The organism is Paenibacillus sp. PSB04 (assembly GCF_025809195.1).
Lineage (GTDB): Bacteria > Bacillota > Bacilli > Paenibacillales > Paenibacillaceae > Paenibacillus_AQ > Paenibacillus_AQ favisporus.
In genome coordinates this window covers 4365365-4382784 of sequence record NZ_CP081301.1, presented here as the reverse complement: position 1 = coordinate 4382784, position 17420 = coordinate 4365365, and the positions used below count along the sequence as shown (strand labels likewise).

Sequence of the window (17420 nt, the reverse complement as noted above, 5' to 3'; positions counted from 1 at the left end):
CGATCACCTTTTATATAGCGTAAATTCGATCCTTCAGTTCGCTGATGGATTTCATGATGGACATGCACGATTCCTCGTCATCGATCGACGCATGCCACCGCAACACATCGATTCCCTTATAATACGCCATACATAAAAATCTTTCTTTAAAATCCGGGATGACGATGTTTCGTTTACCGCAATATTCGAATAACAATTCTGGGATGTTCAAATAGGGCTTATTTAAGTCCATAATGGCAAAATCCAGAAGGAAATCGCATATGCCGGACCGGCTCCAGTCCGGGAAACCAACCTGCGTTTTTCCATCGGTAATCATAATTTCAAAAAACGTATTATTGTTCACTAAATAACGTCTGCCTTCACAATACTCGATTCTGGCTTCCATCTCCATCAAGTATTTGTCGACAAAATCACGATCCAGAAGCGTCGTATCATAGAGCTCTTTCCAATGATACCAATACCCTTCTTTATCATTCGCGAATGTGTCAACGAGAAACTCCCTGCAGGTGCTGTACTCCGTTTTACAATTCTCATCGAACTCACCGTAGCCTTCGACGCCCGTTATATCTGATGCGCTGATTTTTAAGATGCTGTCAAAAAACAATTCGTAGACTTTGGCAAATTGCTGCGGATTTAACGCATCGGCGGGAAATCCGTTTGGTGTCATGCTCACCTGTTCGGAAAGCATGGACTTAATGATATGATCTTTACTCATGTGCAGATCTCCTTTACATACACAAATGATTGATGTTTCAGTATCAGCTGCGCGCCCCTGATCTGTCGTAATCATACCACTTGATCATGTAACGGATATAGGCAATGAATAGGTTAAGTCAACTTTACCCTCGAATGAGGCTAGTACAGCAGCGCCGCTTGTCTTTTATAGTGATCTTCGATCACCATACAGGCCATAGCTTCAATCACGGGTACAACCCGCGGACAGATGCACGGATCATGCCTTCCGATCGTTGTGATTTCCCTTTCGTTTCCTTCCGTATCTACGGTTCGCTGGGGCTTGGAAATCGACGAAGTCGGTTTCACGACAACCCGGAAAATGATGTCGGCCCCGGTGCTGATTCCACCGATAACGCCTCCGGCATGGTTCGTGATGAACCCGTTCTCGTCCATTTGATCGTTGTGTTCGCTTCCCAGCATGGATGCCGCCTGGAAACCGGTTCCGAACTCGATCCCTTTGATCGCGCCGATCGAAAGCATGGCCTTGGCCAGATCGGCGTCCAGCTTATCAAACACAGGCTCCCCAAGCCCTGCCGCAGCGCCGCTGATCCGGCATTCAACGATGCCGCCGCAGCTGTCGCCCTCTGCCGCGAGTTGTTCGATCCGCTCAATCATCTTCGCCGCCGCTTCAGGATCACAGGCGCGAACAGGATTTCGTTCGATGGCATCGGGATGGAAGGCTTCGCAGCGGATTCCGGCGACCTCGGTCGTGTAGGCCATGACGGAGACTCCCCGCCGTTCCAGCAGTTTCCGCGCAACCGCTCCGGCCGCGACCCGTGCCGCAGTTTCCCTTCCGGAAGCCCTCCCGCTGCCCCGGTAGTCCCGAATGCCATATTTCTGATCGTAAGAAAAATCCGCGTGCCCCGGGCGATACATCTGTTTGATGTCATCGTATGCGGACGGACGCATGTCCGTATTGTTCAACATCACGCTGAGCGGAGTCCCTGTTGTCCGGCCTTCAAACACACCGGATAAAATCCGGACCTTATCATATTCTTTACGCGGCGTTGTGACCGAAGACTGTCCCGGCTTTCTGCGGTCCATCTGAACCTGAATATCGTCCTCGTTCAGTTCAAGGCCTGGAGTGACGCCTTCAATAATGACGCCAATGGCTTCTCCATGCGATTCACCAAACGTCGTCATTTTAAACCGTTCGCCAAAAGTACTTCCCGGCATAAAAATCCCCCTCATATATCATGTAGTGTCGTTATGTACTAGTTTAGAGGTATACTTGTAATAAATGAAATTGTAATATTCGACTCTTGCCATAGAATGGATTGATGCCAAATGATGATTAACACGGAATGGTACCGGATTTTTCTTCACGCTTCGGAAACCTTGAATATGACGAAAGCCGCCCAGCGCTTAAATATGACACAGCCCTCCGTCAGTTATGCGATCAAGCAGCTGGAAGACGCGCTTGGAGTTAAGCTGTTCGACCGCTTATCCAAAGGAATCGTTTTAACAGAAGAAGGGCATGCCTTGTACGATCAAGTCAGACAAGTATTCGATAAACTGGATTACGCCGAACGATACATGAAGCAGCTGGGACAGCTGAACGAAGGGCGGTTGCGGATCGGTGCCAACGGAGCGATCATCCGCGACTATATCGTTCCTCTACTCGATATTTTCCGGTCCCAATACCCCAACATCCGGGTTCAAGTCTCGCAGCAAAAGACCGGTCAGATATTGGAGCAGTTACAGCAGGGCTTACTTGATCTGGGCTACGTTTATCTTCCAGTGAAGGATGCGGAAATTCAGGTCGTGGATACTTTTGTCTCGCCGTATGGTGTGGTGGCGGGGAAACCCTTTGCCGCTCTGGCAGAAGCCCCCTTGTCCGCTGCACAATTGGCCGAGCTTCCCCTGTTAATGCTGTCCCAGGGAAGTGCGACCCGCTCCTATATCGAAGCCTGGTTTCAGTCCCAAGGCGTGGAAGCGGCGGCCGATTTCGAGCTGAACAGCTTGGATATGCTGGCGGAGTTTGCCGAGCGGGGGTATGGCGCAGCTATTTTGCCGAGAGCGTTTGTAGCTTCTAAAATCGATGAGGGCGCTTTATTGGAGCTTTCTATGGAAGTTCCGCTGCCGGACCGGCACGTAGGCGTAGCTGTCAGAAAGCATTCGTCTCTGTCGCTCGCCGCAGAGGCCTTTTTGAACATACAAAGCAGCCGGTCTCTTTGACCGGCTGTCCTCGCCCCGTTCCAATTATGAACGTGCATCCATTTTTGATTTCCTGTAAGCAAGTGGTGTCATCTTCATTGCCTTTCTGAATTTTTCTATAAAGTAGCTGGTGCTGTTAAATCCAACTTGGTAGGCCACCTCGGTAATGCTGGAATCAGCTTGCTGCAGGAGGACTGCGCTTTTCTGAAGTCTGTAATCAGTCACATAATTCAGCGGAGTCGTATGGAGCATTCGCTTAAAATAGCGGCAGCATTCCGAGCGGCTCAATTGACCGGCTCTGGCAATATCATTTAACGCGATTTTTTCGGCGTAATGGTTATCGATCCAGCTCAACATCTGCTTCATCCGCTCGTTTTTTACAGCTTCCACCTGGTCATATTGCAGTTGAAATCCGTTCAGGATCAGGTTTTTCCAAATGAAAGTCAGCTGCATCGTCATATCCAGTTCAAAGTATGGCGGTTGACGCTGAATCCATTGATGAATGTTCACCAAGGCATCTAAAATATTGGCGCCCCAAGCCTGATTAGGGTCGATGTATAAATAAGGCAGATTGGTCGCTTGAATATATGGAGCCACATAGGCTGCATATAGCTCCCGTGATACGACAAAGTCAGGTGAGACATTGAGGCAAATATACACGCAGCCCGATGCGTTCCGATCTTCCGCCATGTGCAGGCAGCCGCTGTTGATGAAGACCCCTTCCCCTTGCCGAACAACGAGCTTCTCTTCGTTAATTTGGAACTCGGCTTCCCCTTGGACAACCCGAACGAATTGCAATTCATCATGCCAATGAAGCGGAATATGTCCGTGTATGTTTTGGTTAATCGTCGTTTCGTAGCATGCAACCGGAAGCACGACCGTCCGGTGCTCGGTTAATTCCTTCAAATTGCCGCCAATCCTGAAATCTTTAATTTGCAAATAACCCCCACCTCAATATTGTTATATTTTTATATCCAATTCCGGTATTCCGAACGATATTTTTCACCTATTATAACACTATTATTATATTTGAAGCGGAGAATCGGTCGATGAATCCAACAGCTAGAAGAAAAGGGTTATTTCTTGTCATTACAGGAGCGATATTTTGGGGAATGAGCGGCACCGTCGCCAAAAAGCTCTTTGAGCAAACCGCAATCGATGTTAACGGACTGGTCACGGTACGCCTGCTCATCGCCGGTATTTTACTGTTAACCATTCAATTTTGGGTCAAAGACCGCTCGCAAATCGTTGGGGTATGGAGAAACCGTCGGACCGCTCTGCGGCTCATTGTTTTCGGATGGGTTGGCATGCTATCGGTTCAATATACGTATATGGCATCGATTCAGCATGGAAATGCCGCTGTGGCAACACTGCTGCAGTATTTGGCACCTGTCATGATCATCCTCTATTTAATGCTGCGGAAGCAAATGGTTTTCACGCGAAAAGACTTGCTCACCGTGATCCTGGCTTTAGCGGGCTGCTTCTTCTTATTAACCAACGGCTCGATCTCGGAGCTTTCCGTGCCAGTTCCAGCCGTAGTTTGGGGTGTTTTATCAGGCGCGGCCTTGGCGTTCTACACCTTATATGCCGTCCCGCTGCTGAAGCAATACGATTCCCTCGTCATTGTCGGTTGGGCGATGATCATCGGCGGTTTGGGCTTAAGTGTGATCCATCCGCCATGGCACACCGACTTTACAGGCTTGACGATCGACGCCTATCTATACCTTGCTTTCGTGGTCATTTTCGGCACGATGGTCGCATTTTGGTTTTATATCGAAAGCTTACAAAGCCTATCACCCAAAGAAACGAGCCTTTTAGGCAGTTTGGAGCCGCTGGCCGCCGTGATTACAACCGTATTTTGGTTAAAAGAGCCTTTTGGTTTTTTTCAGTGGCTGGGTACGTCGTGTATCATCGGACTAATTTTGCTTCTGGCATGGGTTAAGAAACCTTCATCCGACTAATGTGATTTTTTCATATATCGAATTTCTCATATATTATCCAAAAGAAAAACCGGCAAATTTGCCGGTACTCGCGGGTCGTATGCAGCTATTTCCGAAACGAATCTACCCTTTCACCGCACCGGCTGTCATGCCGTCGATGAAGTACTTTTGGAAGGCCACAAACAGGATAAAGATCGGCAGAATCGAAAAGAACGAGCCGACGATGAGCAGGTCATAGTTGTTGCCGTACGGCGTCAGCAGCGTCTTCAAACCGATCGGCAGCGTATACTTGTGCGAATCGCTCAGCACCATAAACGGCCACAAAAAGTTGTTCCAGCTGTTCATGCCGTTGAGAATGGCCATCGCCGCGAAGGAAGGCTTCATGACAGGAAGGATCAGCCTGGCGTAAATGCCGTACTCGCTCGCACCGTCCACCCGGCCGGAGGCGATAATCTCTTTAGGGATTCCGGACAGGTATTGTCTGAAGAAAAAGATCGTCGCCGCATTGGCAATGCCCGGCAAAATAATCGCCGAGTAGGAGTTCATCATGCCAAGGTTAAAAGTAAGCGTGTATAAAGGAAGCAGCAGTATTTCAAAGGGAACCATCATGATCAGCAGTACGCAGATAAAAAGGATATTTTTTCCTTTAAAATCATAAGCGGCAAAGCCGTAAGCTACCGTTGCGCTGACCAGCAGCGTCAGAACGACCTGTACCACGGTCAGCAGCAGCGAGTTGAAGAACCACGTAAAATACGCGTGATCCCCCGTGAACAAAAAGACAAAGTTGTCCAGGCTCATGACCGAGAAATCAAGCTTCAGGTTCAATCCGTACCGGATCAGCTCTTCGCCGGGCTTGAAGGAAGCGAGCGTTATAGCGTAGAACGGCAGCAGGATCAGGAAGCAGATGACGGCGAAAATGACGACGAGGACGATGTTGAGCGCGGTGTTCTTTTTCATCCCTAATCCTCCTTCTTAAACATGCCGGAGAACGCCAGCTGCGTCAGATTAATGATCATCGTCACGGCGAGCAGCACAATGCCGACCGCGGCGGCGTAGCCGAGGTTGTTCTTCTCGATCCCTTGGCGGTACAAGTAGCCGACGATCGTGAGGCCGATGTTTTTCGGCGAGTTGTTGCCGTTCCACAGCATGAGGCTTTCGATAAACATGGCCAGTCCCGCATAAATGCTGATCGTAAGCACATATATTGTGGTCGGTTTCAGCAGCGGCATCGTGATTCTCGTGAATTTCTGGAATGCAGAGGCGCCGTCGATCGAGGCGGCTTCGTAGTATTCCTCCGGAATATTTTTGAGACCCGACAGGAAGTAAAGGATGTTAACTCCCGTCCACCGCCAGGTCGCCAGGGCGAGCAGCGCAACAAAACCGGTCAGATGCCCTTTCAGAAATTTCACCGGCTCGATCCCGAAGACACCAAGGACGCTGTTGATCAGCGACCCTTCCATCTCCCCGAACATCAGGCGGAAGATCGTCCCCGCCACCACCACGGATGTCAGTGCAGGAAAGAAGAAAGCCGACTTAAAAAATTCGCGGCCCCACATCCATTTGTTGTTGATCAGCACCGCAAGCAGCATCGGAAACGGAATCAGAATGACCAGCGTCAGCACCATATACAGCGCGCTGTTGCCGATCGACTTCAGGAACACGCCGTCCCCCATCAGCTTCTGATAGTTGTCCATTCCTGTCCACTCGGCCTCCTGCCCCAGGGTGACATGCTGGAAACTCATGCCGAACGAGCTGAGCAGCGGGTAAACCCAGAACACCAGAAAAATGGCGACAAACGGGAACACGAACACGTACGGGGCGACCTTTTGCGAATATATAAAACGCTTGATCATGTCTCTACTCCTTTCTGTTTGAAAAAGAGCCGCTCCCCGAAAAGACAAGAGCAGCTCTGATTCCGGGCATGCCGGCGGGCTATTTCAGTTCCTGTTCGATCTGTGCCTGCGCATCGTCCAGCGCTTCCTTTATGTCCCGTCCGTCTTCGAAAATTTCGTTGAGCGTCGTCGTGTACAGCACGTTGTTGATCGTCGGCGAAGCCGGCGTCGATTTGATCAGACGGATTTCATCCTTGATATCGTTCAGCACGTCAAACGGGTTGTTGACGAAATATTTCACGAATTGGTTTTCGGGATTATGCGTCACGTCCTTCATATTCCATACGTCCATATTGATCGGGTCAAAGCCGAGCGTGTTCCAGATTTCGATGTTCGCGTCGAGGGACAGCTTGGCGTAAGCAATGAAGTCTTTGGCCAGCTGAACGTCTTTGGCCGTTTTGGTGACGACGGTACCGGTTCCGCCTCCGCCGTAAGAGCGCGGCATTCCTTTTTCCATGACCGGAATCGGCGCAAGTGCGATTTTACCGGACAGGTCAGGCATGTAGTTCGTGTAACGCGACATCATCCACAGCGGCATGAAAGCCGTCGCATATTTTCCTTCGTTAAACTCGCCGTACGCTTCCTCTGTGTCCGGCTGTCCGCCGGCAATTGTGGCGATGACGTTGTTATCCTGCAGGTCTTTCAGCACCTTCAACCCTTTAACCATGGCGTCCGAATTGACGATCGGATTGCCCGCATCATCGGTAAAATCGCTTTTCTGCTGAGCCAGCATCATCGATGCCTCCCAACCGGCGCTCGTATCCGCCGTGCCCATGTATTTGCCGGTCTTCTCGTACACCTGCATGCCTGCCTTCTTGAAATCGTCCCAGGTGACGATCGATTTGTAGTCCACGCCAGCTTCCTTTAGAATTTCGGTGTTATAGAACGCAACCGACGCACCGACGTGAGTCGGAAGGCCATAAACTTGGCCATCCTTGCTGTACAGGTCCAGCCGGGACTGAACCAGCGTATCTTTGACGGGGTCGGCCACATCGTTCAGCGGCTCCAGCTGCGGCGTTCCTTTTAGAAAGTCCGGAAATTTACCGACTTCGATGTCCGCAATATCCGGTGCCCCAACGCCTGTCTGTACCGCGATCGAGAGCTTGTTATGCATGTCGTCATACGGCATGACCGTGACGTTCAGCTTGATCTGGCGGTCCGGGTTCGCCGCGTTCCACTTCTCCAGCATCTTCTTGAAATGCTGCCCGTGCAGCTCCACAAATGTCCAATAGGACAGCTCGGTTGCCGTGTCGCCGGCCCCTCCGTCCAGGACGGACGTTTTGCCTTCCGCACTATTGGAAGACTTGCCGCATCCCCACAACATCGTCGTCATCGTGACGACCAGCAGCAGCATCAGCCATTTTTTCTTCATATCCAGGATCCTCCCTTAAGTTTCAATGATTTTCTTGCCGCCAAGCACTTGCAGGACAAAACAAATCTGACTGACCAAGAACGGGTGACCTAAAAACATGAATAAAGCGCTTTCATTTGTGTCTGATTTCAACTCTCCTGCCGGGTCCGGCGGCTCCTCATCTCAGGAACCATTCTTCCGGGCGACTCCCGCAAGCTGAACCGGGGCAGCTTCGATAGGTTGCTGCGAAGATGACCTCCTCGGTTTTAATGTTTTCTAAAATAATTCAATACATATTGAATGAATCCGTTTGCAAGTATAAAATAACATACAGGAAATGGAGTTGTAAATATAAAATCTAAAACATTTTATATTTTTTTAAAACATAATAACAGGAGTCACATTTAGCTCCAATACGCCTTTTCTTCATTTAGCTGCCCAAACTAGCTCTTTTATCCCTTTACTTAGCCGATCGTTATCCTCATTGTCTGCATTCCACCCCAACCAATCGACATTTTTCCGCACGTTTCTTCTAACGTCCCTACTATTTTATGTTTTTGTAAAATAAAAAACAGAGTCTGCGCACCGCTTTTTTTCGGGTTTATGTAAGTAATTTTGTCAAATCCACAGCATCGACAGAATGTTATGAACAAAAAGTGAACGCTCACAAAAACAGATTGTAAACTAATATTACATCCATTTATAATAAGAGGTATACATCAACCGATCATGTCATTTTATATAACATTTCTTTTGTGGAGGGATGTTTGATGACCCGCAGACGGAAACCGGTATTAAGAAGAACCCTGATGACGACGATTGCCGCTACTGCCCTGCTGACCAGCTTGCTTCCGGCAGCGTCCGATGCTTCTCCGGAAAAGGGCTTATCTGCTATCGCGTCAGCCCTGACTCCCATCCTCCAGCAGGCGGAGAAGGACGGGATTCGCATGTCGGTCGGCATCCGCGACCTCAGCGGCTACTACGGGCATGAAACGCTGCTGCTTGGGTCGCGGGAACCCTACATGCCGGCCAGTACGATCAAGCTTGCCGTCGTATCCGCATTGATGCAGCAGGTTGACCGGGGCGAGCTTTCCCTGGCCGATCAGGTCAGGGTAACGCCCGAAGACGTCGTGGGCGGCAGCGGATCGCTGCAGACCGAAAGCTTTCCGCAGGACCTTACGCTGGAACGCCTTGCCCGCCTGATGATCACCCAGTCGGACAACACGGCGACCAACGTGCTCATCGACAAGGTCGGCATGGACAGGGTCCAGCAGCTGATGGACCAATTGGACCTGCGGACGATGCACCTTGGACGCAAAATGTTTGCGGCTGCCCCCTCACCCGCCCAGGACAATTACATCGACGCTGCGGATTTGACGGAGCTGCTCGGCCAAATCTATCAGGGTTCCTTCCTCAGCGTCTCCTCCAGAAACCAGATCATCGCCTGGATGGCCCGGCAGGAGGTCAACACCAAGTTTGGAGCTGCGCTGCCTGATGCGCCAATCGCTCATAAAACCGGGGAAAACGCCAACGTCACCCACGATGCCGGGTATTTCCTTGTACCGGGACATGAGCTCGCCGTCTCCGTGCTGCTGCAGGTAACGACAACCCAGGATTTCGACGAAGCGCAGCGGATCGGCAATCCCATCGTGCAACAGGCCGCCAGAGCCATCTACAGCGAGCAGGTCAAGGATCAGGAAGCATCCGCCGGCAGTCCGCTCACCCGCGCGGAGTTCACTTCCCTGGTCGCCCGGGAACTTGGCCTGGCATCCGCTGCGGATCAATCCAGCCAATTTCACGATATCCGTGACGACAATCCGTTTGCAGGCGATATCGCCGCAGCCCGTCAAGCTGGCCTCGTGCGCGGAACCGGTGAGGGCTTGTTCAATGGGTCTGCTCCAATCACTCGTGCTGAAATGGCTGCGATTGCGGTTCGCGCCTATATGTTCATTCACCGCGAAGCCTCGGCGTCAGGGAAAGCTCCCGAAGCCAACGAAGGCACCGTTCCCTCCTGGGCCGCAGGTTATGTCAGCCAAGCTCTCCAATTAGGAATGATGGAGCCTGCTGCAGCGCGAAGGACGGACCAGCCTGCAAACCGGCAGGACGGGTCCCGATTCATCACCGGCATGTGGAACTTTACTCGCTGATCCGGTCAGGCTTCATCTAAGCTGCCGCTTTATTCAACACATAAAGGGATGCCCTGCCGTCATATCGGCGTAAGGGCATCCCTTTTGTCTTTATTCCTTGCTTTTTCGTCTGGCTTAGCACGCAAGGACGATACTGGGTCAGCGGCTGTTCCCTGATCCATTTTGCCAGCGTCCGCCTCATTCCTTCACGGATCCCAGCGTGATCCCCGTAATAAAGAACCGCTGCAGAAACGGATAGATGACCAGCACGGGAATCATCGCTATGAAAATTTTGGCCGCATTCAGCGTCCGGTTCGACAGTTCGCTCATCCGCTGAATCTGTTCGGCCGTCATCGTGTTGGCATCGATCACCACCACCATCTGCTGGATATACGTCTGAAGCGGATAATGGTCCGCCGCCGACATCAGCACGAGCCCGTTAAAAAATTCGTTCCAATGGTACACGATGCTGAACAGCGTCACCGTAGCAATGACCGGCCCCGCGAGCGGGACAAAGATCTGGATCATCATCCGCCAGGGACCCGCACCGTCGACAAGTGCTGCCTCCTCCAACTCTTTAGGCAGATTGCGGAAAAAGTTAATGACAAGGATGACGCTGAATACCGGTACGCTGTTGCCGAGAACGAGCGCCCAAATGTTGTTTATGAGCCCCAGCGACTTTACCGTCATGTACCAAGGAATCAGTCCGCCGTTAAACAGCATCGTAAACACGAGGATCCACATGAGAACATTGCGATACGGCAGCTCTTTGGCATTTTTCGATAAAGGATACGCCATCAGCAGAATGACCACAAAGTTCAGCCCCGCCCCGAGGATGACCCGCTGCACGGATATCCAGAACGAGTTAAAAAATTTGCGGTCTCCCATCAGCTCCTGGTAAGAACCGAGGTTGAAACCGACGGGCCACAGCCCGACCCGGCCCGAGCTTGCCGCTGCATTGTTGCTGAGGGATACGGCAAGGGTGTACCAGATGGGCAGGATGCATAAGATTGCAATGCCTACCAGGATCACGATCAGCGCAATATCAAACAGCCGGGAGCCTGCCGTGTTGTCTTTTACCATTGAACATGCACTCCTTTTGTCATCAAAAGATACGGTAGTTGGCAAACCGGTAAGCGAGATAATAGGAGATCGTGATCATCAGGAAGCTGACCACCGATTTGAGCAGGCCCATGGCGGTCGCCAGGCTGAACTGCAGATTGACCAGCCCCGTCCGGTAGACCCAGGTGTCGATAATGTCGCCGCTGGAATAGACCAGCGGGTTGTACAGATTGAAGATCTGCTCAAAGCCCGCGTTCAGCACGTTGCCAAGGCTGAGCACCGAGAGCAGCACGATCGCCGAGACGATGCCGGGAAGCGTCACGTGCAGCATCCGCTTGAACCGGGTTGCCCCGTCAATCGCAGCCGCCTCGTACAGAGCCGGGTTGATGCCGGTCAGCGCGGCCAAATAAATGATCGTGTTAAACCCGAATTCCTTCCACACGTCGCTTCCCACGATGAGGGCCGGAAACAGGTCCGCCCGCCCGAAGAACAGGACCGGCTTGATATGAAACACCGACAAGATTTGGTTCACCGGACCGGTGTAGCCGAAGATATCGAGCAAAATCCCCGAAAGGATAACCCAGGACAAAAAATGCGGCAGGTATACGATCGTCTGAATCCAGCGCTTCAAATACCGCAGCCTCAGCTCATTCAGCAGCAGGGCAAAGACGAGCGGGATGATCAGATTACCTACAATTTTGAGCACGGCGATCACCAGGGTGTTGACCAGAATCGTGACGCTGTCGTTCAAGGAAAACATGTATTTGAAGTTTTCAAGACCGACCCATTCCGAATGCAGAATTCCGAGGCCCGGGTTGTAATCCTGAAAAGCCATAACGATGCCGAACATCGGAACGATGCTGAACAAGGTCAGCCAGATCATTCCGGGGAGAAGCATCAAGTAATAGTGCTTGGCGAATCCCTTGTTAATCATCTTGCAGCTCCTTCCTTTTCCGGGTCATATGCTTAAATAGGGGAGGCGCCGAGACGGATCCCGGCACCTGCCTTTCCTTGGAGCGTTAAAAGCCTACTGCTGCGCGATTTCCGCGACTTCTTTGAGGATGTCGTCTCCGCCCTGCTTCCGCCAGTCCTTCACGAACTGATCAAAGGTATCCAGCGGGGCTGCTCCCATAATAATTTTCAGAAACGTTTCCTTCTCCATCTTGTCGAGCGTCGCCCACTTGCTCTCCATCGTTTTCGTTTGGGAATAAGTCAGGCTGTACGTCTTTTTATAGGGCTCCATCAGCGGCGCAATGCCGACCAAGGTGGAGTAGAGCCGCTTCCAGGCGCCCAGATCCGCATTCGGGTCCCAATACTGGATGTCCATTTTATCGTATGGTTCGAGCTTCACCTTCTTAATGTTCTCGGCATCGGCCTTAAGCAGCTTGTAGCCCGGCAGATCGAGCTCCTCCGGCTTTTTGGTGCCGGCCAGCACTTCCTTCATCGCGTTGTAGGTCACGTACATTTCGTCCATTGGCGCGAACACGATGCGCAGCGGGTAATTCCCGATGCCGACGCTGACGTCGAATTTGGATTCGTCCCGGAGCAAAAGGTTTTCCATTTTAATCGCAGCTTCCGGATGCTTGTAGCCTTTGCGGACAACGAGATATTGGTTGGACGGCGTTCCCATATGAGGTGTGAACTCCCCGTTCTTGTCGAGAAGTGTGTAGGCCTGCCAGTTCGCTTTCGGATTGTTTTTGATGGCGTCCGCCAGCGGGCCGTACCCTCCTGCCCACCACAGCCCGAAGTAGATTCCGGATGTGCCGTTCTTGATCAGCTCCTGCGCGTCCTTGCGGATGCTCATTTCCGGATCGATCAGCCCTTTGGCATACAGGTCCCGGAGTTTGGCGAGCGCCTCCTTCGTTTCGGGTTCGATGGATCCGTAGGTTGGATTCCCGTCCGCACCCTTCAGCCAAAAGCCCGGATACGCGTGATAGGCGCCGAAGATCGGATCAAATCCGTAGTTGTTGTTGTTAGGATTGATGAAATCCGCATTGAGCAGTCCGCCGGATTGCGGGCCGCTGATGCCGATGGTGTCGTTTTTGCCATTACCGTCCGGATCCTGTTCCACAAAGGCTTTGGCGACCTTCTCCAGCTCATCGACGTTACGCGGGACCTCGAGACCGAGCTTGTCGAGCCAGTCTTTGCGAATCCACATAATATGCTGCATGTCCGATTCCGCCGTCACGTTTGGCAGCGCATACATTTTTCCGTCGAAGGTGACGGATTTCATCGCAAGCCCATCCGTCGAATCGATGATCTTTTTCAGCACAGGGGAGGCATACTGCTCGTATACTTCCGACAGGTCGGCCAACTGGTTGCTCTTGACCATCTGCCGCAGCTGCGTGTCCGTCACGACGAGCGCATCCGGAAGGTCGTTGCTGGCGATGGCCAGATTTACCTTTTGCTGATAATCCTTGCCGACGCCGGCCTGCCAAATAATTTTCGTATCGATATTGAGGTTGTCTTTGACGTACCGGGTATACACGTTGTTTTCCGGTGAGTCTCCTGGCGGAAGGCTCTTATCTGCCGAGTCCACCTCTTTGCCGATGTTGATCGTAACGGTTTCGCTGTACTTGCCGAACGGGTCCACCGGATCTTTGGATACGTCTGCTTCCTTCTCCGAAGCGCCGCCGCTGCCGCAGGCCGACAGAACCAGCATCAGGCCCGCTATCGCCAGGCTCATCACGGATTTTGCTCTCATCTTCTTCGCCCCTTCTTTCGCTCTTGGTTTGCTTGCACCTTTAAGGTAACACAGGATTCCGCTTTTCCCGGTTAGACGGAAGTTTCAGGTTGAGATAGACAATTGACTTCAAATCGGGAGGATGTCAGCGGTTTCACTGAAGCGTTTTCGACGAATTTCCTACCTGCCGGAGGACATTTCTCTACCCTTTTCTATCCAGATCCGATTGATTCCGATATTCGCTCGGCAGCAGCCCGGTATACTCCCGGAAAGAACGGCTGAAATACTTTTCATCCTCATAGCCGACGTGCTGCGCGATCCAGAGGACGGTTTTGGTCGTATTCCGCAAGTAATGTTTGGCTTGATCCAGACGGATGCGGCGCAGGTAGGCGTTGAAGTTGGTCCCGACAATTTCCTTGAAGCACTGGCTGAAATAGCTGCGGCTCATGCTGACCCTGCGGGCGATGTCCGCCGCCGTCACCGGCTGGCCCAGCTCCTCGTGCAGCATGGATACGGCCGTCATCACGCTCTGAACGACTTCGGGTGAATACGGCGCCCTGCCCCATTCTTCGCGAAGCTGCTTGCGAACGCCGTCAAACCATGCTACGACTTCGAACCAGGAATTCAGCGGGGCGGGCAGGCGAATGCGAGTCGTTCCGGTTTTACCGGCCAGCTGGTCCAACCGGTCGGCCAGCACGTACAGCCGCCCCGAAAGCTCCGCCTGCGGCAGCCGCAGTTCTTTCAGCTCCTGCAGATTTGCCTGAAACAAACCTTCCCGGTAGATCCAGCCCGGCGAGAGCCACTGGGCCATTACGGTGAGTGTAAGATCATCATTTACGGGATTCACGATCTGCACGAGCGCTGACAAGGATCGATCCATGACCTTTACGGCCGGGTCATACTCGTAAAAAAACTCCCCTTCGCAGTACCTCCGCACCTGGTCATGGACTTCGGCAGGCATTCGGCCCTGGATACCCTTTAACCGGATCAGCGTCCACCCGGCGTCCGCTGAAGCCAATCGTACCAGTTCATCCAGTCCCTCCTCCCCCTTCTCCCCTCCCCCGAGGGTAAAGAACAAGACTTGGCGCCCCAATTCAGCAAAATGCTCCGCATGCCGGACCGCCCACTCCACCACAGCACCTTGTGCCGGATCGCGGACCACTGACAGCAGCGCATAACCCCGGTCCGTCGCAAAGGATTCGTCAGGACTGCTTGCCCCAGGCAGTAGGCGCAGCTTCCGAAGCCGCCCTTCCTGCTCTGTGATGCGGCGATGAATCCGTCCCAGCACCTCCTCAAACCGTTCCTTCTCCAGCTGGACCTTGGCGATATAATCAATCGCCCCCAGCCGGATCGCTTCCTGGATGTATTCGAAATCCTGATGCAGGGTCAGCACCGCGATATAAACTTCCGGATGCCGTTCACGTACCAAACGCATCAGCTCCATGCCGGACATAACCGGCATTTCCAGATCCGTCAGCAGCAGATCGACTTCATGGTTGTCCAGAAATTCCAGCGCTTTTGCTCCGTTGTTCGCCTCCCCGATCACCTCCATCTCGAAATCCTGCCAGGGCATCACCGAAATGAGCCCCTTCCGGACCAGTTTATCGTCATCGACCACGAGCACTTTAATCATGATCCGCACCTCCTTCATTAGGTAAGCTAAGCTTGATCGTTGTCCCTTCTCCGAGCCTGCTCGATACACCGAGCTTAGCCCTTTCGCCGTAATGCATCCCGATGATCCGGTTGACGTAACTCATCCCGATGCCCATGCCGGCACTCCGGTTACCGCCCTCCGCGGACAGCAGCGCCTCGATTTTGTCCTCGGGAATGCCCGCTCCGTTATCCCGGATGGAGATCTCGATTTGATCCGACTGCCGTACATCCACCTGGATATAGCCGTCGTCGTCCAATCCGTGATAGAGGGCGTTCTCGACGAGCGGCTGCAAAATAAACCGGGGAATGGGCACATCCAGCACCTCCTGATCAACGTGGATATGGACGTCGAACTGGAAATCGTAGCGGATCTGCTGCAAAATCAGGTACTGCTTTACCGCATCGATCTCCTCCTGAATGGTGGATGTCTGGCCGAGCTTTCCCAGATTGTAATGCAGCAGTTTGTTCAAGGAAGAGACAAGCCTGTCGATTTCCTCCTGCCCGTTCATGACCGCGATCCAGCGGACGGTATCCAGGCTGTTCATCAGAAAATGCGGGTTGATTTGATACAGCAGCTTCTCCACCTCCAGATCCGCCCGCCGTTTTTCCTTGGCCTCGACTTCCCGGAACAATTCCCAAATTTGATGCTTCATTTGCTGAAAGCGTCGCACCAGCAGGTCGAATTCCGGAATATGGGTGCGGGCGGCCGGACTGCCGATGCGGCTGTCGGCCATCTGTTCGATTTCCCGGTGAAAGCCGCGAAGCGGGCGGTACACCATTTTCCACAACAGCCAACCCAACAGCAGGCTCATGCCGAGAAACAGCAGCGAAAACAGGCCGATCTGCACGAACCAACGGTTCATTTCGCGGTTATAGTCCGCCTTGGACGTTAACGAGACGATGCTCCAGCCTTGATTGCTTGTTTCTTTAAACCAGTAATAGCCTTGTTCCGTGCCCGACGACTTGGCCTGGTCGAAATGCGGAAACTTCGTTCCGACCTGAAACGAATCCGGGGCGTCGCTGTAGGCGATCCGCCCGTCGTTATCCACGAACACATGGGAAGCCGTCCCGCCGACGGCATCATTATTCAATATGTTCTGCGTTAGCTTAAAGCCGGTCTCCATGTAAATGTACACGCCGTCCAGGTTAGGCAGATCCACTTTGCGCATGGCCGAAAGCACGTATTGGTTGTCAAAACGGCTGTTGCTCACATGCGGTCCGTAGTACGAAATTTGGCTGTACTGGGCCAGCAGGGGGAGCTTCTCTGGAGCGAAGCTGTCCTTGACGCCCGTATTCTCCAGTTCATAGTGACGGTCGTTCATAAAATAATACATGGCCAGTCCGATACTAGGGTTGGTGAACGTAATCAGGCCGAGCTCCTCCTTCAAATCACTGAGCGTTTTCGCCCGTTCGAACGGCTCCTCTGCCGACAGCATTTCACTCAGCTTGTTTCCGACGCTTCCGCCTACGGCGAACTGCTGCGACACATGGTTGAGGTTGTTGATGGAGTTTTCCAGGGAGAGCTCGACCTGCTTGAGGTTGCTCTGGATACCGTTTTGGATTTTGTTGGTGAGGATGGAGTAAATGGTGAAATACGAGATGAGCACGATGCTGACAAACGGAATCAATGAGCTGAACAGAAAAATGATCATAATCCTTCGTTTCAAGGTCAAATAATGATAGATACGTGCCTTCCACCTTGTTTTCATGGCATTCATCATGGCAGTCCCTCTTTTCTCATGCTTGGCTTGGCCCCTCCTTCAGGTCTTGGAAAATGAAATGGGAGAAGATCAGATGTAGGTTAACACAGGCGAAGCCAGG

Annotated in this window: 14 protein-coding genes; 3 read left to right on the top strand and 11 right to left on the bottom strand. The window is 52.3% G+C overall.

Annotated features, from left to right (window positions below):
* Nucleotides 1-10 precede the first annotated feature (10 nt).
* Entirely contained in the window at nucleotides 11-715 is a 705-nt protein-coding gene (locus K2F33_RS20305) for a hypothetical protein (RefSeq protein ID WP_263878383.1), read from the bottom strand.
* A gap of 140 nt (nucleotides 716-855) precedes the next feature.
* Complete coding sequence (gene aroC, locus K2F33_RS20300) at nucleotides 856-1911, bottom strand: chorismate synthase (RefSeq protein ID WP_089547812.1); 1056 nt, start codon at nucleotides 1909-1911, stop codon at nucleotides 856-858.
* A gap of 111 nt (nucleotides 1912-2022) precedes the next feature.
* Here aroC and K2F33_RS20295 point away from each other — a divergent pair, with 111 nt between their 5' ends.
* On the top strand, nucleotides 2023-2913 hold the full coding sequence (locus K2F33_RS20295) for a LysR family transcriptional regulator (protein ID WP_084203939.1): 891 nt from the start codon (nucleotides 2023-2025) through the stop codon (nucleotides 2911-2913).
* 24 nt (nucleotides 2914-2937) lie between these two features.
* Here K2F33_RS20295 and K2F33_RS20290 read toward each other — a convergent pair whose 3' ends face one another.
* Nucleotides 2938-3831 (bottom strand): AraC family transcriptional regulator, encoded by an 894-nt coding sequence (locus K2F33_RS20290; protein ID WP_263878382.1) that lies wholly within the window; start codon nucleotides 3829-3831, stop codon nucleotides 2938-2940.
* 110 nt (nucleotides 3832-3941) lie between these two features.
* Here K2F33_RS20290 and K2F33_RS20285 point away from each other — a divergent pair, with 110 nt between their 5' ends.
* Nucleotides 3942-4853, top strand: a complete 912-nt coding sequence (locus K2F33_RS20285) for an EamA family transporter (protein WP_263878381.1) — start codon at nucleotides 3942-3944, stop codon at nucleotides 4851-4853.
* A 102-nt stretch (nucleotides 4854-4955) separates the two neighbouring features.
* On the opposite strand, the gene K2F33_RS20280 is transcribed toward K2F33_RS20285, so the two are convergent.
* From K2F33_RS20280 to K2F33_RS20270, 3 genes are all read right to left on the bottom strand, one after another.
* On the bottom strand, nucleotides 4956-5789 hold the full coding sequence (locus K2F33_RS20280; RefSeq protein ID WP_076171512.1) for a carbohydrate ABC transporter permease: 834 nt from the start codon (nucleotides 5787-5789) through the stop codon (nucleotides 4956-4958).
* 2 nt (nucleotides 5790-5791) lie between these two features.
* Nucleotides 5792-6685, bottom strand: a complete 894-nt coding sequence (locus K2F33_RS20275) for a carbohydrate ABC transporter permease (protein WP_089547816.1) — start codon at nucleotides 6683-6685, stop codon at nucleotides 5792-5794.
* A 79-nt stretch (nucleotides 6686-6764) separates the two neighbouring features.
* Nucleotides 6765-8096, bottom strand: coding sequence for an ABC transporter substrate-binding protein (locus K2F33_RS20270; RefSeq protein ID WP_145132434.1), 1332 nt, complete (start codon nucleotides 8094-8096; stop codon nucleotides 6765-6767).
* Nucleotides 8097-8845: 749 nt separating this feature from the next.
* On the opposite strand from K2F33_RS20270, the gene K2F33_RS20265 reads away from it, so the two are divergent.
* Nucleotides 8846-10222, top strand: a complete 1377-nt coding sequence (locus K2F33_RS20265) for a serine hydrolase (RefSeq protein ID WP_263878380.1) — start codon at nucleotides 8846-8848, stop codon at nucleotides 10220-10222.
* Nucleotides 10223-10399: 177 nt separating this feature from the next.
* On the opposite strand, the gene K2F33_RS20260 is transcribed toward K2F33_RS20265, so the two are convergent.
* The 5 genes from K2F33_RS20260 to K2F33_RS20240 all read right to left on the bottom strand — a co-directional run bounded on the left by K2F33_RS20260 (nucleotide 10400) and on the right by K2F33_RS20240 (nucleotide 17320).
* Entirely contained in the window at nucleotides 10400-11284 is an 885-nt protein-coding gene (locus K2F33_RS20260; protein ID WP_076171504.1) for a carbohydrate ABC transporter permease, read from the bottom strand.
* Between the two features lie 22 nt (nucleotides 11285-11306).
* Nucleotides 11307-12197: an ABC transporter permease gene (locus tag K2F33_RS20255; RefSeq protein WP_089547818.1), complete on the bottom strand. Its 891-nt coding sequence runs from the start codon at nucleotides 12195-12197 to the stop codon at nucleotides 11307-11309.
* Between the two features lie 93 nt (nucleotides 12198-12290).
* Nucleotides 12291-13967 (bottom strand): extracellular solute-binding protein, encoded by a 1677-nt coding sequence (locus K2F33_RS20250; RefSeq protein WP_263878379.1) that lies wholly within the window; start codon nucleotides 13965-13967, stop codon nucleotides 12291-12293.
* A 181-nt stretch (nucleotides 13968-14148) separates the two neighbouring features.
* Nucleotides 14149-15579, bottom strand: coding sequence for a response regulator transcription factor (locus K2F33_RS20245; RefSeq protein WP_263878378.1), 1431 nt, complete (start codon nucleotides 15577-15579; stop codon nucleotides 14149-14151).
* Complete coding sequence (locus K2F33_RS20240) at nucleotides 15572-17320, bottom strand: sensor histidine kinase (RefSeq protein ID WP_263878377.1); 1749 nt, start codon at nucleotides 17318-17320, stop codon at nucleotides 15572-15574. The genes K2F33_RS20245 and K2F33_RS20240 overlap by 8 nt, the downstream gene beginning before the upstream one ends.
* Between the last annotated feature and the right edge of the window lie 100 nt (nucleotides 17321-17420).

Coding starts and splice junctions, on each gene's coding strand:
- K2F33_RS20305 (WP_263878383.1), bottom strand. CDS start 715: ATGAGTAAAGATCATATCATTAAGTCCATGCTTTCCGAACAGGTGAGC.
- aroC (WP_089547812.1), bottom strand. CDS start 1,911: ATGCCGGGAAGTACTTTTGGCGAACGGTTTAAAATGACGACGTTTGGT.
- K2F33_RS20295 (WP_084203939.1), top strand. CDS start 2,023: ATGATGATTAACACGGAATGGTACCGGATTTTTCTTCACGCTTCGGAA.
- K2F33_RS20285 (WP_263878381.1), top strand. CDS start 3,942: ATGAATCCAACAGCTAGAAGAAAAGGGTTATTTCTTGTCATTACAGGA.
- K2F33_RS20280 (WP_076171512.1), bottom strand. CDS start 5,789: ATGAAAAAGAACACCGCGCTCAACATCGTCCTCGTCGTCATTTTCGCC.
- K2F33_RS20275 (WP_089547816.1), bottom strand. CDS start 6,685: ATGATCAAGCGTTTTATATATTCGCAAAAGGTCGCCCCGTACGTGTTC.
- K2F33_RS20270 (WP_145132434.1), bottom strand. CDS start 8,096: ATGAAGAAAAAATGGCTGATGCTGCTGCTGGTCGTCACGATGACGACG.
- K2F33_RS20265 (WP_263878380.1), top strand. CDS start 8,846: ATGACCCGCAGACGGAAACCGGTATTAAGAAGAACCCTGATGACGACG.
- K2F33_RS20260 (WP_076171504.1), bottom strand. CDS start 11,284: ATGGTAAAAGACAACACGGCAGGCTCCCGGCTGTTTGATATTGCGCTG.
- K2F33_RS20255 (WP_089547818.1), bottom strand. CDS start 12,197: ATGATTAACAAGGGATTCGCCAAGCACTATTACTTGATGCTTCTCCCC.
- K2F33_RS20250 (WP_263878379.1), bottom strand. CDS start 13,967: ATGAGAGCAAAATCCGTGATGAGCCTGGCGATAGCGGGCCTGATGCTG.
- K2F33_RS20245 (WP_263878378.1), bottom strand. CDS start 15,579: ATGATTAAAGTGCTCGTGGTCGATGACGATAAACTGGTCCGGAAGGGG.
- K2F33_RS20240 (WP_263878377.1), bottom strand. CDS start 17,320: ATGATGAATGCCATGAAAACAAGGTGGAAGGCACGTATCTATCATTAT.